The sequence below is a fragment of the Nostoc favosum CHAB5714 genome, assembly GCF_020829495.1.
GTDB classification, from domain to species: domain Bacteria; phylum Cyanobacteriota; class Cyanobacteriia; order Cyanobacteriales; family Nostocaceae; genus Nostoc; species Nostoc favosum.
The window spans coordinates 36,265-60,757 of the sequence record NZ_JAIVFQ010000022.1; the positions used below are offsets into that span (position 1 = coordinate 36,265).

Here is a 24,493-nt window from a genome sequence, read left to right on the forward strand (position 1 = left end):
TGAAAATCCTTTATGTTCAAGTATTTTTTACTTTCGTTCTAACTTTTTAGAACTTATCCCACAGATAAAATTCTTTTCGCGTTTCCTTTGCACGGGTTTCGTAGATATAGCCCAATTCCCTGTGATTCAAAACGTCTATAGGGCGCACCAAATCGTCGGAGTCAAAATTTGGTAATAGAGATAGTAAATCTCCTAACGCCGTAGCTTTGGGGGTAGACATACCGCCGTCCCAAGGCCACATTAGGTCTTTAAGGTTGTGTCCGTAAGGCTGACCACCAACAGGATAAAAATCGCTACCTTTATGACCGTTCTCTTGCCATTCAGCCCAGAGGCGGTCTGCGTTCGCATGATGCAACCAAAACACTGGGTCATAAGGCGAACTTGGTATATTGCTCATAGTACCCAAGCCCTTAAACTTTACGGGTCTTGTGCTTGCGTCTATCTGTACCCCACCAACTAAACCATGAATGTAGTTATGGATGAATCCTCCTGGGGTAACTTTACCCTGCTCATCTACAGAGATAAATCCTTCCAAGGCAGGGCGAAATAGAGAATAGTTATTAAGAGCCAGGGCACGCTCAATATCTTTTTTGGGTACAGGGTAATCGGTGGCAGGAGGTAGTCTTAGAAAGCGGACAAGTGATGTACCTAATGATGTTTGGGTATCTGGGTCAATGTTTAATGCTGGATTCATAACCCAGCCATTTGCAGCAGAAAAAGCCCCAGGCACAGGCCCGCCTGTAAAATTTCCTTGATTTGGAATTTTGATGGTTACTCCTTGACCGTTAGAACCAAGAAAGTCATCGTTAAAAATCACATCAAGTGCTTTGGCGTCTGTCCAATCCCAGTATGGGAGAGTAACATTTGGGTCTACTGCTTGCAGTGCTTGTTCAAATCTGCGAATATATTCTCGATGCCAAGGGAAAAATGCGGCATTTTCATGAGCAAGTTCTTGAACGGAACCATTGGAATGTCCTTTATGGTTATGAATCAAGCGTGTTGCCCCTATATGTATGGCAACGAATTGGTCGTAAATACTGAGCTTGCTACCTGCGGGAATTGTAGTTTTTAAGGTTTTGATAGCCTTGACGAAGGCTGTTTTCTCTGCTGATGTCAGGTCAGTTACGTTCTTTCTTACAGCTAGGCGAGCGTATTGTCCAACATTGTGATTCCAATGGTATTTGTATTGTTTGTGGTCAATGCGATCGTGGGCGAAGACTGTAATAGCACAGGCGCTAACTAGAAGTATGCTATAAATTAATATTTTGACAGATTTCAGCAGGAGTTTCATTGTCTTAATGGAAGCAGGAGGGCGTTTGCGTAGCGTCTCGTAGAGAAGGCATCGGAACTTCGGAGGGCAATATGCTTGGGTTAAGGGTTAACTGTTTGTCAAAGTCAATTTTTTTAACGAACCGCAAAGGACGCAAAGGACGCAAAGGAAGAGAAGGAGAGAGATAATTGATACTGGTTCCCTATTCCCTATTCCCTATCCCCTATTCCCCACTCCTTGAAGAGATGGAGTTTCGCGCCGACTTTCTGTAATGGCTGTTTTAAGTTCTCGGCAGAGTTGTTCTACAGCTTGCAATCCTTCAGTTGGGCTACCTTCAGCTAATTTTTTAACAAAGGCACTACCAACAATCACTGCATCTGCACCCCATTCTTTTACTTGATGTGCTTGTTCTGGCCCGGAGATGCCAAAACCAACGCCGATGGGTTTATCGGTGACGCTTCGCAAATCTGTTAATAAATATTTTACGCGGTCTTGAATTTGAGCGCGGATACCTGTAACGCCTGTAACGCTCACCAGGTAGATAAAACCCTGAGATTGATGAGCGATCGCTTCAATTCTATCTCTAGAACTGGTAGGAGCTACGAGTAAAATCACTTCAATTCCGAAAGATGCAGCAGTTTGGATTAATTCTTCTGCTTCTTCTAAGGGTAAGTCTGGTACTACCAACCCTTGCACTCCAGCAGTGGCAATTTGCGCCAAAAACGACTTAATACCCCGGTGCAAAATGGGATTGTAATAAGTAAATAGAATTATTGGCGCTTTTAGGCTAGGAATGACTATGTGCAACATCTCTAGCACTTGCTCTAATTTTGTGCCTTTTTGCAAAGCGCGGGTTGCTGCTGCTTGAATCACAGGCCCATCTGCTAGAGGATCGGAGTAGGGAACGCCCAACTCGATGAAGTCAGCACCATTGCGATCTAAGATACGTATTGCCTCGGCAGTGGTTTCTAAGTTAGGATCGCCTGCTGTGATAAAGGGGATTAAAGCACACTGTTGGCGATCGCGTAATGTTTGAAAGGAAGCTGAGATAGAAGTCATGCTGAAAATTAGTTAATGATTGGTTAATAGTTCTAGAATAATCAACACTTAGCAATTAGCGATGCCCACGCTAAATTTTTTGTTAACGAGTCTTTGATACTCGTGAACGAGGCTTTTATCTCCGTTAACGAGTCTTTGATACTCGTGAATGAGTCTTTTATCTCCATTAACGAGTCTTTGATACTCGTGAATGAGTCTTTTATCTCCATTAACGAGTCTTTGATACTCGTGAATGAGTCTTTTATCTCCATTAACGAGTCTTTGATACTCGTGAATGAGGCTTTTAGCTCCCTTAGGGAATAAAGAAAGGGTTAAGGGGGAAGGGAAAAGGGAATTTTGCCCTTTAAATGTCCCCTTTACCCAGATTCCGCAAGAAACCTATTTTCCCAAAGATCCACCCAACCGCCTTAAAAAGGCTTGCTCTAATTCCCTCCTTAAAAAGGAGGGTTAGGGAGGATCAAGTCTTAGCAAACTACGCACAGCTTGTTCGACATCGCTTTGTTTAACTAAAGACTCTCCGATCAAAACCGCACGCGCACCAGCTTCAGCGACAAGAGATAAATCAGCAGGTGTATACAGTCCAGACTCGCTGACGACGGTGATATCCAAACTTTGTAATTGTTGTTGACGCTGTGCTAAAAGTTGCTGTGTTGTTTTTAAATCAAGGGTAAAATCTTCTAAATTACGATTGTTAATTCCTACTAAACTTAGGTTGTCAAGCTTTAGCACTCGATCCAGTTCAGCCAAGGTATGGACTTCTACCAATGCATTCATGCCTAAATCATGAATTAGTTGCAAAAAAGCCTGAAGTTCTTGATCTGATAAAATGGCGGCAATCAGCAAGACTGCATCTGCACCTGCTGTCCGTGCTAAATAAATTTGATAGCGGTCAATGATGAACTCTTTGCACAGTAGGGGTAATGCTACTTGTAATCGTACAGACCGCAGATTATCAAAACTGCCTTGAAAAAACTTATGATCAGTCAGGACTGATAAACAAGCTGCACCACCTCGTTCATAAGCTTGAGCAACAGCTACGGGGTCAAAATCTGCACGGATAATCCCACGGCTAGGTGATGCCTTTTTTACCTCGGCAATTAAGCTAGGTTGGTTAGGATTTTCTTGCAAAGCATTCAAGAAATTTCGCACAGTCGGGGCTGCATTTAACTGTTGTCGCAAGGAGGTTAAAGGCAGTTCTTGCTGCATTTGTGCAACTTCTTGCCTTTTATGCAACACAATTTCTTCAAGAATATGGCGGGGAGGAGCAACTTGGTTAGTCATAAAATGCTAGGGGAGTTAAGAGTTAGGAGTTAATAGTTAGGAGTTAGGAGTTAATAGTTTGGAGTTATGAGTTATTAATTATGAGTTTTTGAGTTAAGAATTTCAGTTCTCCAAATTCCATATTCTCAACTCCTAACTCCTAACTCCTAACTCCTAACTTTTAACCAATGGCTCTTTCGTTTGCGTATATGCACGCACTACATTTTTAATGATTTCCAGACCGACTTCTCCCGCTAGAGTCATGATTGATTCTGGATGAAACTGAACGGCGGCGATGGGAAGTGTCTGATGTTCAATGCCCATAATTACGTCGTCATCAGAAATCGCTGTTACCTTGAGTTCTTTTGGCAAACGTTGCGGTAGGGCAAACAATGAGTGGTATCTACCGACTGGAAAAGATTGTGGTAAATTTTTGAAGGTCACGGAATTAGAATCGGTGACAAAAATCCGTGAGGATTTACCATGTTGGGGATAGTTGAGGACTCCCAATTCTCCATCAAATGCTTCAACAATGCCTTGCAATCCCAGACAAACTCCGAAAATAGGAATTTTGCGATGAAGAAGGGCACCGACTGTCTGGGGAACCCCAAAATCACTTGGTCTACCAGGGCCAGGAGATAAAACAACTAAGTCAGGGCGTTCTGTATCGAATAGAGATTCTGAGAAACCATGACGGAGTGTAGTAACACTTGCACCAGTTTGGCGAATGTAATTGGCTAGGGTATGAACAAATGAGTCTTCATAGTCTATTAGTAAGATGCGTTTGCCAACTTCCGCACAAGGTAGGATTTTAGTTGATTTTATGGAACTGGATTCATCAATTTTCTGACTCGTTTGCTTTACACGGCGAATCGTCTCAAATAAAGCAGCAGCTTTGGTAATTGTTTCTTCTTCTTCTGCTTGAGGTATGGAGTCATAAAGGACAGTAGCACCAACTCGCACTTCGGCGATGCAGTCTTTTAACCGGATTGTCCGCAGAATTAATCCAGTATTTAAATTCCCATTGAAATTTAAATAGCCAACTGCTCCACCATACCAACGTCGGGCGCTACGTTCATGCTGTTCAATAAAATCTATTGCGGCTCTTTTGGGTGCGCCGGTGACTGTAACTGCCCATGTATGCGAGAGAAAGGCATCTAAGGCATCAAATTGCGATCGCAGTGTCCCTTCAACGTGATCTACTGTATGAATCAGGTGGCTGTATAATTCAATTTGGCGACGACCAATCACTTGTACTGAACCTGGTTCGCAGATTCGGGATTTGTCATTGCGATCGACATCAGTACACATGGTCAACTCCGCTTCATCTTTGTGGGAGTTGAGTAACTGACGAATTTGCACGGCATCGTCAAGAGCATCTTGTCCCCGGCTAATAGTGCCACTAATGGGACAGGTTTCTACCCGTCTACCTTCAACCCGCACAAACATTTCTGGAGATGCGCCAATCAGATATTCTCCACCTAGATTGAAAATAAACCCATAAGGACTAGGATTTATATCTTTTAAAGTTTCAAATAGTTTACTGGGTTCATCTTCATAGCCCTCGAAAAAGTTTTGACTAGGAACTACTTCAAATAAATCGCCTCGCCGGAAATAATCGAGCGCACCCTCAACTTTTTTGGCATACTCGCCTACTTTATGGTCAGCAGTTTGATTTGGGAGAAGATGTTTTCCGCGATAATCTACAGACTCACCTGTTCGAGGAAGATCATTAGTGCTGCCATGCGCTGTTTCAAATTCATATTGTAAACGAAATGCGCGTTGCTGATAGTAGTCAACAACTATCAAGTCATCAGGCAGATAAAGCACTAAATCCCGTTGATCTGTAGGACGTTCCAAACGTTGTTTAATTGGTTCAAACTGAAAAACTAAGTCATAACCAAATGCACCATACAATCCTAAATGCTCGTCTTCTTGGCTAGAAAAAGTATATAGAATTTCGCGGACAACTGTAAATGCTGAAGGTTGTTTACTGCGTTCTTCTTCAGCAAATAGTTTTTTGGTAGGTTTAACAAAGCCTACAAGATTGTTATTATCTAGGGTAACTTTCTCAAGTTGTATTGAGCTGGATAAGCGCTCTAAGAGTAATGGCAAAAGCACCCGACCGCGTTCATTTAACGCTATCAAAGTAAAAGCATTGTCCTGTGTAGTCAATTCCAATGGTGGATTGACAAATCCGATCGCCCATCTTTTGTATCTGCCTGGATATTCGTAACTGCTCCTTAACAAACCTCCACGCTGAGAATTTAAGTGGAATAGAATGTCTTCGAGAGCAGTGTCCATCTTAACTTCTGTGATGGAGCGAGAAACAAGTACACCGCCAAGGGTTTTGTAGGAACGGGAATCAAAAATCATAGAGAATCTCTCTGGAAGAGTTATTAGTCAAAAGCCATTAATCATTATTGATAACTATCTTCAAATTAAAAACAAATCCAGATAATCCGATGTCAATTTAATTCAAACTATCCAAACCTGCGTATTCTTTTAAAAGATGTAATGAAAAACTTTTTGCTTCTTATTTAAGAATACTAGATATCAAGCAGGTAAGACATTGAATAATTTTTCGATTAGGTGTCAATTTATTCGCTTTTAATACTGCTTTTCTAGTACATTTTTTAATAGCCATATTTAAACATAACCGCCTCCCTCAAAAGTAGTATATCAGCTTACAACCTCAGCGTTACTCTGCGCTTCCCTCAGCTACCTGGAGCGTTTAAAACTTAACCCTAAAACTCCCTCAACAGCGATATTGCCTGCCTATACAAAAACAAATCCACCTCATGAACCTCAATTCCTTTTCCAATTCGTTGTAACAGCATCAAAGTCAACTCTCCCCCCAAATGTTCGCGGAACTCAGTTAAACCCCGAAACAGACAATGAGGATGTTCCAATTGTGATAACTTCTCAACCAGTTCTGGCACATACAACGTGAAACCCAACGCCGATAAAGTACTTAATATCTTTTGCCACTCTGAACAATCCAGCAATCCTACCAAATAGGAATAGGTGCTATCCAAAGCAATACCGATCGCAACTGCTTCGCCATGACGCAAGCGATAATTTGTCAAATGCTCCAGTTTATGAGCCGCCCAATGTCCAAAATCCAGGGGACGAGACGAACCCATTTCAAAAGGATCGCCGCTATTGGCAATATGTTCTAGGTGTAACTGGGCGCAACGATAGATAACTTGTTGCATAGTATCCATGTCTCGCCGTGCAAGGGCTGCGCTGTGAGAGTGGATATAATCAAAAAAGCTAGCATCCTTAATCAGCGCCACTTTGACTGCTTCTGCGATTCCAGAACGCCAATCGCGATCGTCTAAGGTTGTCAAAAAGGCAGAATCATTTATAACTGCATAAGGTGGCGCAAATGTGCCGAGAAAGTTCTTTTTACCAAAAGCGTTGATGCCGTTTTTTACCCCAACCCCGGAATCATTTTGTGCTAACACCGTCGTCGGAATCCGAATTAGACGAATACCCCGGTGAGCAGTTGCGGCTGCATATCCTACCAAATCCAATACAGCCCCGCCCCCGATCGCTAACACGTAACAATGGCGACATAATCCGGCTGCTTCAATCTGTTGGTGGATTTTATCTACTAAATTGCGATCGTTTTTAGCAGCTTCTCCTCCCGAAATTATCATCGGTTCGGCTGCGATCGCTACTATCTCTGCATAAAACTTGGTATACGCTACTAATTGCTTAACCAATTCCGGTTGATGTTGCAATATTCCTGCGTCTACTATCGCTACAACTTTCTTCGGCTTTGTCTCCCCATCTCCTGTAATTACTTGGGCTAAGGTAGGGTTTTTCAACTCAAATAAATTTTTGGTGAAGTAAACCTCATAGTTGAAAGTAACCGAAACACGTTGATGAATTGGTTGCAGATTGAATTTACTTTTTTGCTTAATGTCAATTACCATGTTTTTGCTGATATATTTACAAGTGTGGCACGATTGAAAGCTTGAAGGAACATTTCTACTGAGTGAGAACCATTTATTTTTACTTTATTTTTGCATAAAGCTACGAAATTCGTACCCTTCATCAGGAATGGTATTGTCGAGAATAAAGGGATGCCACCGGATATCTACTTCTTCTTCTTGCCATTTTGCCAATGCATCAAACAGATGCTTTTTACCAATTCTGCACCAGGGACAAACGGGATCGTGAAAGATGTCTATCAGCATAGTTTTTGTTATTCAAATGCTAATATTTGTTTGCATTTGTGGTTTAAAATCTCGTTGGAGATCGGTTGTATTTAAAGGCTGTAGAAAAACGTTGATTTTTTCTTCAAAAAAGCTTTGAGTAATTTCAAATTCCTGAATTAGTGCGTCTCTATCTTTCCTTGCTACCAGTCTTGCTAAACGGCTGTAAGTCTTAGCTAAAAAGCTAATTGCATTACACCGTTCTTCTGTAGCTAGCATAATATCAACACATAAATTAGGATTTTGGGAAAACAAACGTTTAACAATGTCAATTTCTTGACGATAGTTAGGTGTTGACATTGTTAAGCTATGCTCTATATCCACTTTTACTTGTGCTAAGAAAACACCAAGACTAAATCTACAAAAATGCTGCGTTGCTTGAATAATCACCATCATTTGATCGTGTTCTTCAGGCGTGCAAACAATTAATTCTCCACCTTGACTTTTGAGAAAGTCTAATAACCACTGAAATGAATCATCATTTCGACCTGGGCACACTACCACCTTTTGTCCCAAAAACGATTTGATATTTGGCCCAAACATTGGATGTAAACCCATGACTGGGCCGGAATGGTGTTCGAGCATCGCCTGAGTTGGCTGAGTTTTTACGCTCGTGATGTCACACAAAGCTGTATTTGAGCCAAGGTATTTCGCTGCACGCTTGATAACATCAACTGTATGTTCAATAGGAACGCTTACTAATACTAATTCTGCCTGACTTAACAGTTTATCTGCGTATTCCCAATCTTCATGTTCGAGAATGCTAACATTGTGACCTACAAGCGAAAGCTGCTCTTTAAATAATCTTCCCATCCTGCCGCGTCCACCGATGATGGTAATTTGTCGGGAACTGACATGATTTGTTGCAGATTTAGGAATCAGAGTAGCATAGCAACTATTTACTAGACTTGCCCAAACAGACTCAGGAATACCAGCTTGAGCGAGTAGGGGAGCCACATCAGCCAGTTGTTCATCTAAAGAAGGTTGCTCTGATGCTGCTAATAATGATATGCGATCGCTAAGTAGGGCGATCAAGCTTTGGTCAGTTTTTTTAAGCTGATCTAAATTTGTCATTAGTCATTAGTTATTAGTCATTAGTCATTAGTCTTTGAGATACCACGCGCAGATGGGGCGAGGTATGTACTAAAAAATCTTGATCAACAAGTGATTCCTTAGAACTCAATTCGGGCAAGAGATCCAAATTTGTTGCTTTTTTGGCGATCGCATCCGAAAATAAGTCTTCATACCGATCTAGCGCTTGCTCAAAGGAATAGTTTTCTACGGCAAACTTTCTCCCTTTGCGCCCTAATTGTGCTGCTAATTCCGGCTGATTATATAAATCCAGCACCGCCCCAGCTAAAGCATCTGCTGATTCTGGCTCAACGATAATGCCGCCACCACTTTCTTTGATAGCTTTGGCAGCAGTCCCCGCAGCTGGGACTGAACCGACAATTGGGCGGCCACTGGCTAACAGCAGTGGTATTTTAGAAGGCATATTGAAGGAAATCACATTGCGCTTTTGTACAATCAACCCGACATCTGCGGCTGCTAACATTTGCGGTAGTTTTTCTCGCGGTTGCAAGGGTAGCAGCAAAACGTTATCTGCACCACAAGCAAGACAATGTTTTTGCAACCTTTCGAGAGCTTGAGATTCACCTGCGATCGCAAAGACAATATCATTAATATGACGCAAGCGAGATGCTGCTTCTATTACTGTCTCCAAACCTTGCGTCAGAGCAATATTACCTGAATAAAGCACTACAAATTTACCATCGAGTTGATGGGTAGCTCTCCAGGAGTTATTCTCCTTCGGTAAAGGGCGGATAAAATTTAGATTTACCCAATTTGGAATGCAGGCAATTTTTTTAGCCGATACACCTTTATTTATTAGATTATCTACAAAGCCGTCGGCAATTACGCTAATGGTATGTGCAGTTCGGTAGGCAAATTTTTCTAAAACTTCCAGAGCATTAATCATCAACTTATTCTTAATTAACCCAACACGCACAGCAGCTTCCGGCAGGATATCTTGCACGTTCAGCACTACTGGGCAGTTGTATAGCCAAGCTATTAAGGTTGCAGGTAAGCAAACTAGTAGCGGCGGCACTGTTAAAAGAATTACATCAGGTCGTTCGCCCTTAAGCGCTTGTGGCAAACTCGTAAAAACAAAGCTCAACTCTAGCAGTAGCCTGTCTACAAGGTTAGGTTTAGACTTAATTCGCAGGTAACTACGCTGAATTTTGACACCATTTTTATGTTCAGTAACGTATAACTTCCCTCGATACCCATCGTAAATCTGACGCTGAGGATAGTTAGGCATACCTGTGATTACTCGCACTTGATGCCCTCGCTTCACCAGCCCTTCTGCTAGTTCAGTCATCAAAGGTGCAATACCAATTGGCTCTGGATAATAATTGTATGAATAAATCAGAATTTGCATGAACTCTTAATGTCCTGAAAGCACCTTGATAATGTTGGCTTTATTTAGTGTTATCCAGTTTTTATCTCCCTTGTTCCGGATTTAATAACCTGAAATTTTCGTAGAAAAGTTTGTAGGATGTGTTACCGCCGAGAGTATAGCACCGAATTTATTGAGATGGTGCGTTAGCCAAGGGCATAACGCACCCACGAAACAGAAGTTTTAGATTTTGTTTAATCCACTTCAGCCTTTGAACTCGGAACTTCAGCCTTTGAACTCGGAACTTCAGCCTCTGAACTCGGAACTTCGACCTCTGAACTCGGAACTTCGACCTCTGAACTCGGAACTTCAGCCTCTGAACTCGGAACTTCGACCTCTGAACTCGGAACTTCAGCCTTTGAACTCGGAACTTCGACCTCTGAACTCGGAACTTCGACCTCTGAACTCGGAACTTCGACCTTTGAACTCGGAACTTCGACCTCTGAACTCGGAACTTCGACCTCTGAACTCGGAACTTCGACCTCTGAACTCGGAACTTCAGCCTCTGAACTCGGAACTTCGACCTCTGAACTCGGAACTTTGACCTCTGAACTCGGATTCGGTCACTTTACTGCTACTCAAGCATGAGAACTCAGCACTCAATACGGTTCGGTTAGTATATTTGGCTCTCGAAGATCCCCCCAACCCCCCTTAAAAAGGGGGGCTTTTCCTCCTATTTACCCCCTTTTTAAGGGGGTCGCCGTAGGCGGGGGGATCTTAACCTAACCGTCTTGACTCAGCACTGTTTTTACAACGTTTTCTCTAAACTGAAGACTGGCTTTTGTTGTCCACGTTTCCGCAATGTGAAAGTAGCAGCCCCAAATCCGAGCAATGCTAAACCCAATGCTGAACTAGGTTCTGGCACTTGCTTTCTACCCTCTACATTTAACACTTGAACGCGACCTTGGAAGAAATCGCCCACATAAAGCTTGCCATCTTTGAGGGTTGTGCCACCCGTCCAGTTAAATCTGCCGGGAGTGAGGTCGAGGGGGTTGCCAAAAGGAGGGCCAGTTAATGCTGGAGGCGGTACAGGGTTACCTGATGCATCTAGGGCTGGTTGACCGAAGGAAGTCAAGAAGTTACCGTTTTTATCAAACACCTGTACGCGGCTGTTGATAGAATCCGCTACATAAATATTCTCTTCTTCGTCCACTTCGATGCCAATTGGCTGAAGAAACTGTCCAGGTTCGCTACCTGCTGAACCAAATGCCAACAGAGGGTTACCATTTGGATCGAGTACTTGAACGCGGTTGTTATACTGGTCAGCGACAAAGATATTTCCACTAACTGGGGAAATTCTTACACCTGCTACACCTTGGAATTCCCCAGGTGCAGTGCCAATAGTACCACCAATGACACCAATTGGCTGTCCGTCTGGTGTGAATTTAAGGATCCTTTCGCCGTTAAAATCACCTACGTAAACGTTGCCAGTTTTGTCAAATGTTAGACCAGATGGGCCAAAGAAAATCCTATCATTTACGCGAGGGGTAAAATCTCCGTTTGCAAAGGATCTAATAAAGTTACCCTGAGGATCGAATTGATTGATACGGTTGTTGTAAACATCACCTGAATACAGATCCCCTGTTACGGGATTAAAGTCTACAGTTGTTGGCTCGTCAAACTGTCCGGGTCCTGTGCCGCCGGAGCCAATTGCTCCAATATACTGACCGCTAGGATTAAATATTTCAATTTTGTTACCGAGGTTGTAGTTAGGAGTACCATCCGCCGGGTTAATACCGCGTCCGTTAGCTATGAGGGTATTCCCTTGGCTATCCACCGCTATACCTTGGGGGACAAAAAGCTGCCCAGGGCCGAAGCCAGGTTCGCCGATACTTCTGTCGTAAGTTAATGTTACAGCCTTGGCTTGGGCTGCTGTTGCCAGCACCATGAATCCAGTACCGAGAATGCCGATTGACAAATTTTTGAATAATCCCATGAGTTTGAAGTCCTGGTTATATGAGTGTATACTCTTTCCTAGACTAATTTTGTTCCCAGTCCCAGTTCGGGAACCCTAATATTCGGGCTGCTGCCTCCTGTTTGAAATGCAACTTTCTGTGTGAGGCAGCAGCCTATTCTCTAACTATTACCTGACACCAGGTAATGAGGAATTAAACTATCTCTGCTTTAGGTAGTAACTCTTCACCCAACTTGTCTTGGCGTTTGCGCTTGGCGATCGCACCAGTTGCGCCTACACTAGCAAGTGCTAATAAGCCAAGTATTGAAGTAGGTTCGGGGACTCTTTCTGTAACGATACCATCCACCCGAACAACCGACCCTAGTTCTGGCCCAACACCGCGTTTGGTGATGTATATTTGCCCGTCAGGGCCAATATCGATTCCAGCAGACGATTCCAGCCCTTCACCCGCAGCAACCAGGATTGTACGAGTTAGATCAGGAGCAACTTTGATTAGAGAACCAGGAAGGAACCGCAAGTCACCCTTCAACTGGGAGTCGTCGCCGAACTGTAACACCAGCAAATTGCCTTGATCATCAAAGGTTAAGTCAGTGATTTGCGTAAACCCATCCAGAAAAACTTCTGGGTTCCCATCCTCGCCGATGCGGAAGATCCGCGATTCATTTTCTGGATATGGAAAACCTGAATATTCGGCAACGTACAAGGCTCCATCGGGGCCAATTGTGCCACCTGTAGGTACTGCTTGAATTGCTATGTTTCCTCCTGGAAGTATATCTATTAACCCTGGAGGCAATTCTTGCCCTGGTGGTAAAGGTGGCAATTTTGAAGCACTAAGGACTTTCTTGGGAATTCCAATTGCCTCAAACTCACTTCCGTCAAGTTTGATTTTGTAGGCGGCGTTTCCACCACCGTCAACGACATAAGCAGTATCGCCACTAACGGTCAAATCAAAGGGGTTGGTAACTACATCCCCACCGTCTGGGTTATTAGTGATTTCATATTTGCCGAAGTCGAAAATACTTTCCAGCTTTCCGGTATTCAAGTCAGCTTTGAAAAGCTGTGCTAAAAGCGGGGTATTCAGTACTTTATCGGGTGTAGATGGCGGGAAAGTAATAAGTTGCTGGTCTGGGATCGGGAAATTAGCACCAAGGTTAAGTGATTCTAGATCACGATTTCCTGGATAACCAGCAAACCCAGTTAGAAGATAAGCATTCCCCTGAGAGTCGAATTGTATGTCTTGAATACCAGCCCCTTGGTTGCCAGTAGGTTGCTCTGCTATAGATTCAAAGTTATTGAATAGACGCTGTTTGGTGCCATCTGATGCAACTTTGACCAGCGAACCACTATTACCAGCACAGATAGGCTGAAACAGGGTACTCGGAGATGGTTGGCAATTTCCATTTCCTCCGATACCTGGCTCTGCTACGTAGAGACTGCCGTCAGGGCCAAAGCTAACAGCCCGTGCATTACTGACTCCATCGACAATTGTCGTTAGCGTTGCAGCTTGTACAGATGGTATTCCACAAATAGCAGCAAAACAAAATGTAACAGATGTAAGAGCAAATGACTTGAGTTTCATACCTTTGGAGATTGAGAATTAAATAAGTGGAAATTTTTATGGCTTTAAAGACAACGAATCTCAGTCTTTAAGAAATGCAGGGGAAATCCCCTTTTTGAGAGGCACTGATATTCAGTAAACCACAAACTTTAAAAACGAACGTAAAAATAAAAATTCCAGCCCTTATAAAGAAGCAGGTAAAAAGCATTGGTTTAACAGCTATCACCTGTATGTTGCTAGTGGCATCAGCTGAAATGCTCACTAATCGGTTGTTTTGTGGTATCCCTGCATTTAACTGAAATGTCCGCTTGTCTTGCCTTCTAAAAACTTTTTGGTTTACTGATATTGGTTTGAAACTCTTTACTTGAGCGCCACAACTTTATCTATGAGTGGTTGGGTAGCTCTCTTCTTGTGCAACCAAGCAACGCCCAATGCACCGATCGCTAATATGCCTAAAGCAGAACTCGGTTCAGGGACAGATTTGATATTTTCAATTCTGAGAACTTGTCCAAGTCCAGGGCGATCGCCTCGGTTTGTGACGTATACTGCACCATCAGCACCAATAGTCAAGGCGCTAGGCGACTCTAATCCATTCCCACTGATAAGAGTTGTGCGTGTCCCATCGGTAGCTATTTTGATGACAGAACCATCAAAATCACCCTTCCAGGCTGACTGATTGGCGTACTGCAAAGCATATAAATTGCCCTCAGTATCAAATTCCAAGTCTGTGAGTTGGGTAAAACCATCTGCATAGACTGTTGGTTTTCCATCAGCGCCGACTCGATAGATTTTTGCCCCACCTTCAGGGAAAGGAAAACCAGTAAATTGGCTGACATAATAAGCGCCATCAGGGCCTTTGGTCACACTGGAAGGTACTGGTTGAGTTGCAAACTGCGATCGCACCACTTCACCTTGAGATGGAACCTGTGCTGGTTCATTAGATGGTGTACCGGAGGGTGGAAAGACGGGATTAGCTAATATGTCTTGGGGAAACGCAACTATCGCCTGCAAATTACTGCCACCAGTATTAACACTGAGTAAGTCGTTTGCACCGGCATCAACTGCAACTAAATTGTTGCCATCTATGACAAAACCCAAGGGATTGCTACCGACATCACCACTATCGGGATTATTGGCGAGTTCATAGTTAGCTAAATCGGCAATACTCGCCCAGGAATTGGTATTAAAGTCGGGAGCGATGATTTTACCGAGGTCAGTGTTACCTAAATTGCGATCGCGAAAGGCTGGATTAGCGCCATACCCAATTAGAATATAAGGTTTACCTTGAGCATCAAATTTGATATCACGAGGCCCGGCGGCTCCAGTACCATCTGGTAATGCTAAGGAAGAAAGTCCTGTAAGTATGCGTTCGGTTTTACCATTCTCAATTTTGGTAACTGCCCCACTTGTGCCATAGCATAAGGAATCACCTTGACCGCTTGCTGGTGGAACACAACCTCCACTTCCCCCTATTCCCGCCTCTGTAACATAGAGATTACCATCAGGGCTAAAGCTCAGACCTCCGGCGTTATATAGACCGTCGGCGATTACTGAAAAGGATGCAGCTGAGGCAGCTTTGATTCCAGAAAAAGCGGCAACACAAAAAGTGAGGATAGTAATGGTAAGTTGTTTCAGTTTCATATTTTGTCCATTGTCATTTGTCATTTGTCATTTGTTAGTTGACCAATGACCAATGACCAATGACTAATGACCAATGGCTAGTGATTCTGGAGTTTTTGGTAGATAGCTCATTCCCCGGTCAAATGATTTGAGGTTTCCAGCTTTGGCTTCGAGTAAACGTTTGATGTTCATGCTCTCAGCGCCAAAGTCTTCAATTTGAAGTTTGCCGTGGGTGACGGTTCCATCTGTTTTCCAGAATGTGATTCGATGCAGGATGAAACCTGAAGCTTCGGGGTCAGCGAATGCATAAGCGGTTGGGATGAGTAACGCTACAGAACGCTGATAATATTCGTAGTCTGGATAAAAATGTTCTTGTTCAAGCAAGTAGTATTTGCTCAGACTATGAACCCGGACGGAAACTTTTACTTTCTGGTCATATTCATCTTTGAATTCACCGGAATCAGAGGTAATATCACCATTTGGTCGCAGTAGATGTGCCCACTCATCTACGTTTTTTAAGTCTTTTAAGTATTCAATGCCGATTTCAATTGGGGCATCAACATAGATTGTGTCAGTATCGATAAAGTGGCTACCTTTGGCTGCTGAGGTCAGACCAGCCTTGCGTTCCAAATTACCTTTGAGAGAACGACACTCCGAAGTATGTACCGTGTGAATTCCCTGCATAATCATCTGAGTTTGCCGTTTTGGATCGACAAAGCTCAACCAATGAAAGTATACGCCTTTTTCATCTGTTCCCGGCTCGATGTAGTCGGTGGGAAATAACAAAACAGGGTAAACCTGAAAATATTTCTGATACTCTAATCCGCAGTGCCACTCAATGCCGTAGAAAAGCGGATTTTCTAATTTTTTAACATGATAATAGAGGTTTTTGTGATAACCAGACGCAGTTCCGAGCCAGGTATCTTCGTCAATTTGCTCTTTCATCCGGCTATAAAGCGTCCATTCGTCTAAGTTTTTTAAACTACAAAGATACTCAAAGGCGCTCTCTGGTGAAGTAGCAATGTAAGCTGATGTTGCAAAGGTATTCTTTTCCACTTTTTACTCCTTAAGATAATAACAATTAAGCTGCGATCGCTTTAGTCCTGTTTCGTTTACCGCTCTGAATCCGGTCTTCTGCCAATCGTTTAGCAGCATCGTTGGTAGTAACTCCCTGCTGTTTAGAAATATCAAAAATTGCTAGTAGTGTGTCATAAATGTTATGCACTTGCTTAAAAGCTTTTTCTTCGTCATAGCCAATCATTTCGTTGTAAACGTTGATTAACCCTCCAGCATTAATTACATAATCAGGGCTGTAAAGAATCCCTTTTTTGGCAAGCATTTGACTATGTAGTTGCTCATTCTCCAATTGATTATTAGCTGCACCAGCAATAATGGAAGCTTTTAAGAAAGGAATTGTATGACTATTAAGAATTCCTCCTAAAGCGCAGGGAGCAAATATGTCTACATCAAGAGAGTAAATTTCGGCGGGTTCGACAATAGTTGCGCCAAAAAGCCGTTTTGCTTCTTCCGCTTTTACTGGATCTACATCGCTAACAAAAAGTTTGACATCATGCTCATGTAAGTGGCGGCAGAGGTTTTTACCTACATTTCCTAAACCTTGAACTGCAACTTTCATGCCATCAAGTCTTTTGCTTTGCCAACGAGACTCTACAGCAGCTTTAATTCCTAGAAAAACTCCTAGTGATGTTATGGGAGCAGGGCCACCAGATTTTTCTGATACCCCAACAACATGTTTTGTTTCTTGGCTGATTGTCCGCACATCGCCGGGGGTAATATTGACATCTTGTCCGGTAATAAAACGCCCATTCAAACTATCAACAAAACGTCCGTAAGCTCTTAACAGATCATCTGTTTTATTTTCAGGATTAGCGATAATGACTGCTTTCCCGCCACCAGCCGGGATGTTGGCACATGCAGCTTTATATGTCATCCCACGACTCAGACGAAGTGCATCTTTTAAAGCAGCTTCTTCGTTGACATAAGGCAAGAGTCTTGTAGCTCCCATCGCTGGGCCCAAGGTCGTGTCATGGATAGCAATAATCGCCTTAATTTCGGGATTTTTACCATGACAGAAGAGAACTTGTTCGTGACCCATTTCTCTAACAGTTTCAAATAGCAGCATTTTCACCTCTCGATATTGTTTGGAATTGGTTAGAGAAAGTAATTTGCATTACAAAATGTAAAGATATAGACACAAAAACGCTCTGGAATATTAAGATAGGATGAAGTAAAGAAGCGTAATGTTCTAAAAAGCAAAAATTCCAGTTGATTGGGTATAGTTTTTTGGCTGGAATAAAGTTTTTACCACTTTTAAATTCATCCTTTGTCTTTTGCTGAATAGTTGAGATGTTTTAGTGTCTATAACAATTGAAAGAAATTGTCAGGTTTTAAAGTTAAACCATTGGAAATGAAACTTGTTTGGCTGGATTTTTAGCCGAACTTGATTTAACTCCTTGTGCTGCTAAACTTTTATTACGTCCACCAGAGGGTGCTGGTCGATCAGCGTCAATCACTACATCGATTAGAAAGGGAACATTTGATGCGATCGCTTGTTTTAATGCTGATTCGATATCTGATTCTCTGAGGACTACAACCGCTTCTGCTCCCATACCACGAGCAATCATGGCGAAGTTTGTTGGTGGAAGTGTTGCATCTGCGCCCTTTAATCCCAAGATTTTCATCCCTTGATGGCACATGTTGTAACGCGCATCGTTGAGTACAATCCAGATTGCGGGAATTTTGTATTTCACGGCTGTGCTGATTTCGTTATTCATCAGCATTGCTCCATCGCCAACAATCCCTACAGCCTTGCTATTGTTCGCCAGCGCTGCACCCAATACTCCTGTGACGGCGTGACCCATTGCGCCAACTCCGGTGCTGACTCGGTAACGATTGGCTTCGGAAAATTGGAGTAGATGAGTTGACCAAGTAAACGAGTTACCACATTCCGCCATTACTACGGCATCGGTATCTTCAACAATTATCTTTTGAATTGCTGCCATCAATACTTCTGGCCGCACTGGATAATCTACCTCTGGTGCAGGTTCAATTGCTTTGTGTTCTGGACGAGGTAGGGACAAAGTTGTGGAATCAGGAGCATCTGGTAATTGCTGCAACAACTCTTCCACAAAAGCTTTGATGTCAGACCGAACTCCGAAAGTTTCAACGTGTGGATAGGCTACACCCGGTACTTCGGGATCAATATCTACATGGACAAAACCTCCTTTTGGAACTAGCGCCGAACTCCAGAAGGAAGTCGGTTCACCAAGGCGGGTTCCTAATACGAGTGTGCGTAGTGGAGGTTGCTGTTCCATATAAGTTAAGACGGAAGCATGACCACCTAAACCTGTGACACCCACAAACTGGGGATGATCTTCAGGGAAGATACCTTTAGCACGGGGTGAGCACATGACGGCTGCTCCCGTTCTTTCAGCGAGTTCAATGATTTCCTCTGCTGCATCACGCGCACCGAAACCAACCCAGATGGCAAAAGGGCCAGATGATAATAACTCTACAGATTTAGCGATCGCTTGTTTTGAAGCAGTCATCGGAAACGGAGTAACATCTAGTTGAGGCAAGGATATATTCTCAACTAAACTTGTCTGCACTGCGGTGGGAATGCTCAAATGAGCGACAAATCCGCCTGGTTGCGCCATAGCCAAAGCAAGTTTGCGGAAAATCTGCGGTAGTTGAGCCGCAGATTCAATAGTGATTGCATAGTTGAATAAGGCTCCTGGGGTAAAAATTCCCCCACTGGGCAATGTGTAAGTGCTGGTTTCTTGAATTGCCCAACGTCCACGCTGCGGTGCTGAGGTGCAAGCCGACAGCAAAATCACCTTTGCACCTTCACCACGAGCCGCAAATAACCCGGTGAGGGCATTTGTGATCCCCGGCCCTGCTGTGGTAAAAACTACAGTAGGGCGGTTATTGGCAAAGTATGCTTCGGTCGCTGCAAATGCTGCTCCTGCTTCATGGCGGAAGTTCAACACGTCGATGCTGCTATTTGACAGCGCACCCCAAAGGCTTGCCATCGCACCACCTGCGACACCAAAAGCGTAGCTTACTCCCAAATTTACCAACATCTGAGCGATCGCATCGGCAACTGAGAGCGTTGGGGGTGTTTCGTCGTTTAAAAAAGGCTCAATTCCACCGTTATTCTCCGATTCATCAACCTGACGAGAAATGTCAGACACAGATTCTACATATCTGTTTGCTGGAAATTCCTTGTATGGCTCAGTAGTGATGAGAGGAGAGTTTGAACCAGTATAGTTTTGACTCATTAGTTTCACGCAATTACATAAAATTACACAAAGGCTTTCTAGTTTACAATCACAGTGATGGCAATATTTAATACAAACGACTTTGTTGCTTTCACAGCTATGACCTAGCTTGGTCGTTCATAGAAACGGTTAATCGCTGCTGATTGATGCAAGTGATCGCACTACCAAAAATTTTTACCAAAAGCATACAGCAATCAATACTGTGCTTCTTGTGACCAGAATAAGGGACATAAAGACTGTTGTGCAATCAAATATTCTTTGATGAGGGTGTCAAATCTTTCGTTTTTACTATCATGATTACAGTGCTTAACTAGGTTGGCGGGGAAAAACTAAACCATATAAAGGGCTATAAACCAGCAAATAACCTTAATTCAAGCGCTTATCATAAACTTTACAAAACTCAATATAGTTAAGTTTAATAACGCTGCTCTAATTAATCAGCCTCTTGGGGATGTGCTTACTGGGTGATGGATACTATGATCAAAACCTATTTGCAATGAAAAATCTTTTGATGAGGCTGTCAATTCTTTCGCTTTTATCGTAATTGCGACATTTCCAAGTTAGTCATTCAGAAAGATTGATACATTGCGTAGGCGTAGCCCGCCGTAGGCATCGCTGTAAAAACACATTTCCAAATTTACAATAGAAAATCTTTTGATCTGGTTGTCAATTCTTTTGCTTCTAGATTTCCCGTAACCTACGCCACTTTCTACAACCGGGAGAACCTTAAAAGTCCTGTTTTGAAAGGGTTTGGGGGATATCTTGTGCGTAAATCCTAGTTTTCCAGTCTCACCCGGAAGCAGTCAACAGTCGAGAATAAAGCTCGATTATTCACTATTGAACTCGCCGTTACAAATTATCCGAATTAAAGCACGAGCATAATTACAAGAGTTTGGCGGTCTTTATATTGCCACTAAGAACTTATTGATGCAATTCTTTGTAACGAAAAATACATAATTATTTAACTTTTGTCTTTCCTTAGAGAGATGGCTAAATATTAAGTAGGTGATTTTTTGATAAAACTGATTATTTCTGACGTATACTTTAGCATAAATACCGTACACTATGAATAAAAATGTTTTATATATAACAAATAAAGCCGAAATACACGTAAAGTAACTGTGATCTCTCTAATACAAATGTATTTCTGAGGACGGATGACTAAGTATATTCTTTTGTAGTTAAATCCCTGAAAGAGTAAGTTAAGATAATTTAAGAAAAATAAGTTGAGGAGTAAAATTTTTTCATTGAAGCCAAGCCCAACACTGCAAATTCATTTATGTTGAGAATCAAACGACTCTACACCAATAGTTCGTCAAAGCGCTTGGTTGGTGAACCATAAATCTAAGTTGGCTGTGGTGCAGGGCTAGTTTAAATGTCAAATATTTATTTTTTCTACTTATAGATTGATTAGGAGTTTTCAACTCTTATCTAATAAGCTTTATTGACTAATCTGGACTTGATTCGTCTATATTTTGTGTAACTATAAAAAGCTGCTTGGGACAGCAAGAATAAACTTTAAAATATTTAGTTTTTTTTAGTGAGATTTGGTTTAATAATTCATTTTTTATTGGTATGATAAGTTTTATTAACAGGATTAGTAATATTTTTTAATTTACTAACTAATCTTATTTTTGAACAGCCTAGCGGTGCGCCAAAGATTTTAGTAAGTTATGACTATTAACTCATTAATGGCTATGGTACTGATTGATTACCAGGAGGAAGTAGGAATATGAATTCTGGCGATTATACATTAGCTAGATCAAACAATCAATGGGTGCTACAACCAGAAGTAGAGATGAAGTTTGCTCACTTCCTAATAAATCACGCTGTAGATGCTGCGTTCTGTTTAGGAGAAAACGCACAGTTTCTCTACGTCAACGATGCCACTTGCCGAATGACTGAGTATTCCCGTGAGGAATTACTTTCCATGAGGTTGCATGATATAGATGTAGATTTTTCTCTGCACAATTGGTCAGATATTAGCTCCCAGAATTCCCTTACCTTTAAATCTCGCTACCGGACAAAAAGAGGTCGGATATTTCTGGTAGAAATATCCATTAGCCATGTAAAACAACAAAATATGGAATTTGGCTGTGCTTTTGCTCGTGAGATAAGTGATGAAATAGTAGAACTGAGCGTGCAAAAGTGGACTGATGAATTAAGGGATGCCAAAGACAATTTGCAACAGGAATTTTCTCAACTCAAGGCAAAAGAAGTAGAACTAGAAACATCTCTTTCTTTACTTCGTTCTACTCTCGAATCTACTGCCATTGGTATTGTTGCAGTTAACTTTGAGGGAGATATTCTGAGCTTGAATCAGAAATTTGTGGACATGTGGCAGATCCCAGAGTCCCTAATACTATCTAAGAAATGTCCTCGATGCAAAGACTTTTTTGAGAATCAACTTAAAGATCCCCAAGCCTTTAGTCGGCTGATTTGGGAAGTATCTAGCCAATCTGATTTCGAGAGCTACGACATTCTGGAATTGAACGATGGAAGAGTTTTTGCACACTACTCTAAACCTCAGTGGCTCGATAGCAAAATTATTGGTAGAGTGTGGAGTATTTGGGACATTACTGAATCGAAACGAACTGAAGAAGCATTACGGCTGAATGCAGCTAGATTTCGGACTTTAGCAGAAACAACAGATACTAGCACTTTTCTGATTCAAGGTGCGCGGCTTTGCTATATAAATCCAGCAGTAGAGGAACTCACTGGCTACACAAAAGAAGAACTGCTAACAGGCTTTGATATTCGCAGACTGATTAAAAGCAAAAAAGGCAGGCAGATACGTAAGCAGGGTGAAGCAGCTAACTTTGAATATCAGGAAATGAATATTCTGACAAAAAACGGTACGGAGCGCTGGCTAGCTTGCGCGGTTGCAATGCTGGATGGAGGGCTGGATTTTGGTGGAAAACCAGTAGAAATGATTGCAGGCATCGATATTACCGATTACAAATATGCAGAATTAGGTCTTAACCAAGCTTTAGAACAAGCAAAACAACTTAGCGAACTGAGAGCGCGTTTTCTTTCTATGGTTTGCCATCAATTCCGTACACCACTGAATATTGTTTCATTTTCTAACAGCTTACTAAAGGAAGAAGTAGACAAACGTACACAGAAGAAAATACAACCACTACTAGATCACATTGAAAAAGCTACCGAACAACTCAGTCAGATGTTGGATGATATTTTGTTCTTTTCTAAGGCAGAAGCAGCAAAAATAAACTGTGAACCAAAACCACTGGAGTTAGTTGGGTTCTGTAATGATTTAGTTGCCCAAATGCAGATGAGCGTTAGCCAAATTCCGATTAATTTTGTAAGTCAACATAACTCTTTAACAGCCTGCATAGATAAAAAACTGTTAGAGCCGATTTTGAAAAATTTACTCGACAATGCAATAAAGTATTCTCCCTCGCACATTGCAATTGATTTGAAACTTTCTTGCAAAAATGAGAAAGTAATTTTTCAGGTCAAAGATAGAGGAATCGGTATTCCAGTAACAGATCAACAACGAATATTTGAGCCATTTTACCGTGGTACTAATATTGATAGTATACCTGGTACTGGATTAGGGCTATCAATTCTTAAAACTCTTGTAGATTTACATCACGGTCAAGTCTCTGTAGAAAGTCAAGTTGATGTGGGCACTACATTTACTGTGATGTTGCCATTAATCAAATCAGAGTTTAGTCGTTCCGAGTTATGAATGTTGAAATTAGGAGAATTCTTAATTAACAGCTTAACAATCATAACTCTCGGAAGAAAGCAATTAATCTCATGCCTATTTATATACTCACCAAAGAGTATAGTAAGCAGCTTCTGTAAAAAGTTATGGTCATAAAAATTATGCATGAATCACCAAAGAAAATTCTCGTTATTGAAGATGATAACGTTACCCGCAATCTTTACTTAAAGGGTCTTGAGGCTAAAGGTTTTGATACGATAGGTGCTGACAACGGTCTTGCTGGTATCCAACAAGCACAAGAGCATATACCCGATTTAGTAATTTGCGATATCACAATGCCTGATATGGATGGTTATAGCGTTTTAACTACGCTACGCCAAGATCCTGTTACAGCAATTATTCCTTTCATTTTTCTGACTGGCAGTAGTACCAAAGCAGATGTTCGCAAAGCTATGGAATTAGGAGCAGACGACTATCTTACCAAACCCTCTACACTAGATGAATTACTCAGAGCGATCGCTATTCGCTTGCAAAAGCAAGCTACTCTTCAATACTGGTGGGCTATGAAATTGGAGAAAGCTCCACAATCAGTATTTGCAGATAATACTACAGCGATCGCTGAAGGTGTTAGCGTTGGCGTTGGCGTTGGTGATAGCAAAGCGGTAGCGACGTTAGGAGCGTCAGCCTCTGGTAGAGAAGCCCCTGATACAGAAATCATGATGCCTCATAAGTCAATTTTTCCCTACATTCCCCAATTAAAAGAAGTTTTCGACTTTATCGAAGCCCATTATCATCAAGGAATTACTTTGTGTGATGTGGCTGTTGCTGTTGGTTACTCACCTGCTTACTTAACTAACCGAGTAGCAAAGCAGACAGGCGAGACTGTAAACTGCTGGATTGTCAAACGCCGGATGGCGGGAGCTCGTTTTCTACTCCAAAATAATGATCAGACAGTCGAGAAGATAGCGAAAGCATTGGGCTATCAAGATGTGTCTCATTTCTCCCGCCAGTTTCGCCAACATCACGGTTTACCTCCCCAGGCTTGGCGCAAAGAGCATCAACTTGTGTCACAAAAACAAGTAAAACTTTGGCAAAATTGCTGAAAGCATAAATACAGCAATTTTTAGGTATTTAG

18 protein-coding genes are annotated in these 24,493 nt (G+C 42.1%); 4 read left to right on the top strand and 14 right to left on the bottom strand.

From position 1 onward, the window contains the following. Positions 1-46 precede the first annotated feature (46 nt). Both LC586_RS16560 and trpA read right to left on the bottom strand, forming a co-directional pair. Positions 47-1,291: a tyrosinase family protein gene (locus tag LC586_RS16560; RefSeq protein WP_229485859.1), complete on the bottom strand. Its 1,245-nt coding sequence runs from the start codon at positions 1,289-1,291 to the stop codon at positions 47-49. A gap of 195 nt (positions 1,292-1,486) precedes the next feature. Next, positions 1,487-2,329 (bottom strand): tryptophan synthase subunit alpha, encoded by an 843-nt coding sequence (gene trpA / locus LC586_RS16565; RefSeq protein ID WP_229485860.1) that lies wholly within the window; start codon positions 2,327-2,329, stop codon positions 1,487-1,489. 102 nt (positions 2,330-2,431) lie between these two features. On the opposite strand from trpA, the gene LC586_RS16570 reads away from it, so the two are divergent. Next, complete coding sequence (locus LC586_RS16570; RefSeq protein ID WP_229485861.1) at positions 2,432-2,632, top strand: hypothetical protein; 201 nt, start codon at positions 2,432-2,434, stop codon at positions 2,630-2,632. 144 nt (positions 2,633-2,776) lie between these two features. On the opposite strand, the gene trpC is transcribed toward LC586_RS16570, so the two are convergent. The 6 genes from trpC to LC586_RS16600 all read right to left on the bottom strand — a co-directional run bounded on the left by trpC (position 2,777) and on the right by LC586_RS16600 (position 10,255). Next, positions 2,777-3,610: an indole-3-glycerol phosphate synthase TrpC gene (gene trpC / locus LC586_RS16575; RefSeq protein WP_229485862.1), complete on the bottom strand. Its 834-nt coding sequence runs from the start codon at positions 3,608-3,610 to the stop codon at positions 2,777-2,779. Positions 3,611-3,763: 153 nt separating this feature from the next. Beyond that, on the bottom strand, positions 3,764-5,965 hold the full coding sequence (locus tag LC586_RS16580; protein WP_229485863.1) for an anthranilate synthase: 2,202 nt from the start codon (positions 5,963-5,965) through the stop codon (positions 3,764-3,766). A 371-nt stretch (positions 5,966-6,336) separates the two neighbouring features. Then, positions 6,337-7,533, bottom strand: a complete 1,197-nt coding sequence (locus LC586_RS16585) for a 3-dehydroquinate synthase (protein ID WP_229485864.1) — start codon at positions 7,531-7,533, stop codon at positions 6,337-6,339. Between the two features lie 84 nt (positions 7,534-7,617). After that, on the bottom strand, positions 7,618-7,797 hold the full coding sequence (locus tag LC586_RS16590) for a DsbA family protein (protein ID WP_229485865.1): 180 nt from the start codon (positions 7,795-7,797) through the stop codon (positions 7,618-7,620). Between the two features lie 12 nt (positions 7,798-7,809). After that, a complete protein-coding gene (gene tyrA, locus LC586_RS16595; protein WP_229485866.1) occupies positions 7,810-8,889 on the bottom strand; it encodes a bifunctional chorismate mutase/prephenate dehydrogenase in 1,080 nt (359 codons plus the stop codon). A gap of 13 nt (positions 8,890-8,902) precedes the next feature. Beyond that, positions 8,903-10,255, bottom strand: coding sequence for a glycosyltransferase family 4 protein (locus tag LC586_RS16600; RefSeq protein ID WP_229485867.1), 1,353 nt, complete (start codon positions 10,253-10,255; stop codon positions 8,903-8,905). Positions 10,256-10,463: 208 nt separating this feature from the next. Here LC586_RS16600 and LC586_RS16605 point away from each other — a divergent pair, with 208 nt between their 5' ends. Continuing rightward, positions 10,464-10,817 carry a hypothetical protein gene (locus tag LC586_RS16605; RefSeq protein ID WP_229485868.1) on the top strand — a complete coding sequence of 118 codons (354 nt, stop codon included), beginning with the start codon at positions 10,464-10,466 and terminating at the stop codon, positions 10,815-10,817. A 204-nt stretch (positions 10,818-11,021) separates the two neighbouring features. On the opposite strand, the gene scyF is transcribed toward LC586_RS16605, so the two are convergent. From scyF to scyA, 6 genes are all read right to left on the bottom strand, one after another. After that, complete coding sequence (gene scyF, locus LC586_RS16610; protein WP_229485869.1) at positions 11,022-12,209, bottom strand: scytonemin biosynthesis PEP-CTERM protein ScyF; 1,188 nt, start codon at positions 12,207-12,209, stop codon at positions 11,022-11,024. Positions 12,210-12,381: 172 nt separating this feature from the next. Next, a complete protein-coding gene (locus LC586_RS16615) occupies positions 12,382-13,767 on the bottom strand; it encodes a ScyD/ScyE family protein (RefSeq protein WP_229485870.1) in 1,386 nt (461 codons plus the stop codon). A 339-nt stretch (positions 13,768-14,106) separates the two neighbouring features. Beyond that, positions 14,107-15,387, bottom strand: a complete 1,281-nt coding sequence (locus LC586_RS16620) for a ScyD/ScyE family protein (RefSeq protein ID WP_229485902.1) — start codon at positions 15,385-15,387, stop codon at positions 14,107-14,109. Between the two features lie 63 nt (positions 15,388-15,450). Further along, a complete protein-coding gene (gene scyC, locus LC586_RS16625) occupies positions 15,451-16,422 on the bottom strand; it encodes a scytonemin biosynthesis cyclase/decarboxylase ScyC (protein WP_229485871.1) in 972 nt (323 codons plus the stop codon). Between the two features lie 25 nt (positions 16,423-16,447). Next, positions 16,448-17,509 carry a tryptophan dehydrogenase ScyB gene (gene scyB / locus LC586_RS16630; protein WP_229485872.1) on the bottom strand — a complete coding sequence of 354 codons (1,062 nt, stop codon included), beginning with the start codon at positions 17,507-17,509 and terminating at the stop codon, positions 16,448-16,450. 271 nt (positions 17,510-17,780) lie between these two features. Then, positions 17,781-19,667: a scytonemin biosynthesis protein ScyA gene (scyA, locus tag LC586_RS16635; protein WP_229485873.1), complete on the bottom strand. Its 1,887-nt coding sequence runs from the start codon at positions 19,665-19,667 to the stop codon at positions 17,781-17,783. Positions 19,668-21,399: 1,732 nt separating this feature from the next. Between scyA and LC586_RS16640 the strand changes: the two genes are divergently transcribed. Together LC586_RS16640 and LC586_RS16645 are read left to right on the top strand one after the other, a co-directional pair. After that, entirely contained in the window at positions 21,400-23,379 is a 1,980-nt protein-coding gene (locus LC586_RS16640) for a scytonemin biosynthesis sensor histidine kinase (protein WP_229485874.1), read from the top strand. Positions 23,380-23,519: 140 nt separating this feature from the next. Further along, the gene (locus LC586_RS16645) at positions 23,520-24,461 is read left to right on the top strand and encodes a response regulator transcription factor (protein ID WP_438822910.1); all 942 of its coding nucleotides are present in this window, start codon (positions 23,520-23,522) and stop codon (positions 24,459-24,461) included. Positions 24,462-24,493 lie beyond the last annotated feature (32 nt).

Bases quoted from the DNA above. Each gene is read 5' to 3' on its own strand.
- LC586_RS16560 (WP_229485859.1), bottom strand. From the start codon at position 1,291: ATGAAACTCCTGCTGAAATCTGTCAAAATATTAATTTATAGCATACTT.
- trpA (WP_229485860.1), bottom strand. From the start codon at position 2,329: ATGACTTCTATCTCAGCTTCCTTTCAAACATTACGCGATCGCCAACAG.
- trpC (WP_229485862.1), bottom strand. From the start codon at position 3,610: ATGACTAACCAAGTTGCTCCTCCCCGCCATATTCTTGAAGAAATTGTG.
- LC586_RS16580 (WP_229485863.1), bottom strand. From the start codon at position 5,965: ATGATTTTTGATTCCCGTTCCTACAAAACCCTTGGCGGTGTACTTGTT.
- LC586_RS16585 (WP_229485864.1), bottom strand. From the start codon at position 7,533: ATGGTAATTGACATTAAGCAAAAAAGTAAATTCAATCTGCAACCAATT.
- LC586_RS16590 (WP_229485865.1), bottom strand. From the start codon at position 7,797: ATGCTGATAGACATCTTTCACGATCCCGTTTGTCCCTGGTGCAGAATT.
- tyrA (WP_229485866.1), bottom strand. From the start codon at position 8,889: ATGACAAATTTAGATCAGCTTAAAAAAACTGACCAAAGCTTGATCGCC.
- LC586_RS16600 (WP_229485867.1), bottom strand. From the start codon at position 10,255: ATGCAAATTCTGATTTATTCATACAATTATTATCCAGAGCCAATTGGT.
- scyF (WP_229485869.1), bottom strand. From the start codon at position 12,209: ATGGGATTATTCAAAAATTTGTCAATCGGCATTCTCGGTACTGGATTC.
- LC586_RS16615 (WP_229485870.1), bottom strand. From the start codon at position 13,767: ATGAAACTCAAGTCATTTGCTCTTACATCTGTTACATTTTGTTTTGCT.
- LC586_RS16620 (WP_229485902.1), bottom strand. From the start codon at position 15,387: ATGAAACTGAAACAACTTACCATTACTATCCTCACTTTTTGTGTTGCC.
- scyB (WP_229485872.1), bottom strand. From the start codon at position 17,509: ATGCTGCTATTTGAAACTGTTAGAGAAATGGGTCACGAACAAGTTCTC.
- scyA (WP_229485873.1), bottom strand. From the start codon at position 19,667: ATGAGTCAAAACTATACTGGTTCAAACTCTCCTCTCATCACTACTGAG.
- LC586_RS16640 (WP_229485874.1), top strand. From the start codon at position 21,400: ATGAATTCTGGCGATTATACATTAGCTAGATCAAACAATCAATGGGTG.
- LC586_RS16645 (WP_438822910.1), top strand. From the start codon at position 23,520: ATGCATGAATCACCAAAGAAAATTCTCGTTATTGAAGATGATAACGTT.